This is a genomic window from Oceanobacillus sojae (genome assembly GCF_007991515.1).
GTDB lineage: Bacteria > Bacillota > Bacilli > Bacillales > Amphibacillaceae > Oceanobacillus > Oceanobacillus sojae.
In genome coordinates, this window is the sequence record NZ_BJYM01000041.1 from 1 (window position 1) to 2081 (window position 2081).

General features: G+C 36.4%; 2 protein-coding genes and 1 tRNA gene. 2 read left to right on the plus strand and 1 reads right to left on the minus strand.

All coding sequences use genetic code 11. The features are described 5' to 3' along the window. Nucleotides 1–4 precede the first annotated feature (4 nt). Nucleotides 5–77, plus strand: a tRNA-Thr gene (locus OSO01_RS23110). 366 nt (nt 78–443) lie between these two features. Here the strand turns inward: OSO01_RS23110 and OSO01_RS23115 are convergent. Continuing rightward, nucleotides 444–1346 carry a glycine betaine ABC transporter substrate-binding protein gene (locus OSO01_RS23115; RefSeq protein ID WP_246145299.1) on the minus strand — a complete coding sequence of 301 codons (903 nt, stop codon included), beginning with the start codon at nt 1344–1346 and terminating at the stop codon, nt 444–446. 357 nt (nt 1347–1703) lie between these two features. Here OSO01_RS23115 and OSO01_RS23875 point away from each other — a divergent pair, with 357 nt between their 5' ends. Then, nucleotides 1704–1838, plus strand: a complete 135-nt coding sequence (locus OSO01_RS23875; RefSeq protein ID WP_503826208.1) for a hypothetical protein — start codon at nt 1704–1706, stop codon at nt 1836–1838. Nucleotides 1839–2081 lie beyond the last annotated feature (243 nt).

A 2081-nucleotide genomic window follows, 5' to 3' on the forward strand; every position in this document is an offset into this window, starting at 1 on the left:
ATTTGCTTCCATAGCTCAGCCGGTAGAGCACTTCCATGGTAAGGAAGGGGTCAGCGGTTCAAGTCCGCTTGGAAGCTTTACTAAAAACGCTGATATAAAAGGGCGTGCTTCAATTTGAAGCACGCCCTTTTATATCTATGTATCAATCCTGCCAATCAAAATAATAGTTTTAAGGAATTTTAAGGGTTTTAACTGATTTATTAAAATGGAAAATATCCACCATTTCAGCTTCATGAAGTAATCAAAGAAGAGCATTCCCATTTAGATTTGGGAATGCTCTATTAAAATTGACCACAATTAGGAATAATTAGTGTATTTAAGTGCAAATATAAGATCTTCAGGTCTTTTATATACTCAATAGCGCTCATATTATAATGATTGAACATTTGAAAAGTCTGCTTTATTTAGCATCGTGCATATTGTTTTTTATAGCTTAGAAAGTACTATTCTTTTGGTTCTAAATCTTCGAGAGAATCAATATCCATATAAGCTGGTACAGCTAAGCCGGTCTTGGCACCCTCTAAATTAGGTCCCAAATCTTCAAAATTACTTTCGTATTGCTCATATAATTCGGCATGTGTCACTGGCATCCAGACTGCTAATGACGCATCAGCGCTCCCTGTTGCTATCGATTCAAACATAATAGCTGGATCAACCTGTGTCAGTGTCACATTAAAGCCTTGTTGTTCTAGTGCAATTTTAGCAACGTTTGCTGTGAAAATGGCATCATCCCAAGGTAAAAGAGCCAGTTCTATAGAAGTTCCATCCACAGAGCTTACCCCTTCCGTCCATTCTGCAACAATATCCTGATTAGCATCTGCCCAATCTTGTGCTACTTCAGCAAAGTCCTTTTCCTGGGATTCTAATAATGCTTCTTCTAAATCTGGAAGCTCTAATTGTATACGATCAAGAACGGTATAAGCTTCAGGCATATCATTCTCCAAGCCTTCTCTTATAATCGTTGTGATCTGTTCTTCATCTCCATGAATACCCTGTGGATCATCTAAATATTTTATATCCCACTTGGCAAACATATAGTGCGGAGACCATGCACTAAAGACGATTGGTTCTTCATTGTCAATCGCATCACTTAATTGTGTTAACATTGCTCCTGCTGAAGACAGTTCCTGTTCCCAGCCGGCAAGGTTATCGTATGAAGCTAAAACTTCTTCATTTTTTTGAGTTTGTCCAGCGCCGGGTTCGGTACCAGTAATTGTATAATCCAGTTCTTCACTAATACTAGATTCAGATTGTGCGCTCTCATCATCGGAACCGCAACCTGCGACAATTAGAGATAAGGATAGACCAGCTATTATCCCCAGCCTTTTCCATGTAAAGTTCATCATATGTAAAAAAATCCTCCTATTATATATATTACTTTTTTAATAGCTTCATCAACTGCGGCACAACTATGATATTTATTACGAGCAAGCAAACTTAATGCTATACTTATTAGTCTTTTAACTCAAACGTTAAAACCAGTTATTTCTGTGCAAATAATTTGCTAAAACATGGTTAGACATAGTTTTCTAGAAAAGAACAGCTTTTTACTCCGATTATCTCTGTATTACACATTTTAGCGTATTTTAGTTAAAAGCTTATGCTGTAACAGGTATGATTTGTCGGGAATACAGCAAATAGACAGGGAGAAGGTGTAAGATTTAGTATGTTGTTAATAAAAGCAATTTACTATAAATGATTTTATAAAAAGAAGTATAGGTTATGCTATCTTACATGAAGGAAAAGCAGCTTCTGCAGCAACCCCATTGAGTATAAATGACGATGATATTGAAATTGCCACACATCCTCAATATAGAAAAAAGGTTTGGCGACTATAGCAGCCTCTGAGCTTGACTTGATAATGAATAAGTACCCAAGCCGGGATAGGTCAAATCGAGAATCCTTAGAACCAGCTAAAAAGCTGGGCTATAAATTTAAGAATAAGATCTTTTCAGACCAGGATGTATCATGAGTATTGAGGATAATGATATATACCTGTTACCAGTCAAAAGAAAGTATTATATATACAAAAAAGCAAAACCTTTAACATGTAAGGAATTGCGGTTCTATGTCAAATGTGG

Bases quoted from the DNA above. Each gene is read 5' to 3' on its own strand.
- OSO01_RS23115 (WP_246145299.1), bottom strand. From the start codon at position 1,346: ATGATGAACTTTACATGGAAAAGGCTGGGGATAATAGCTGGTCTATCC.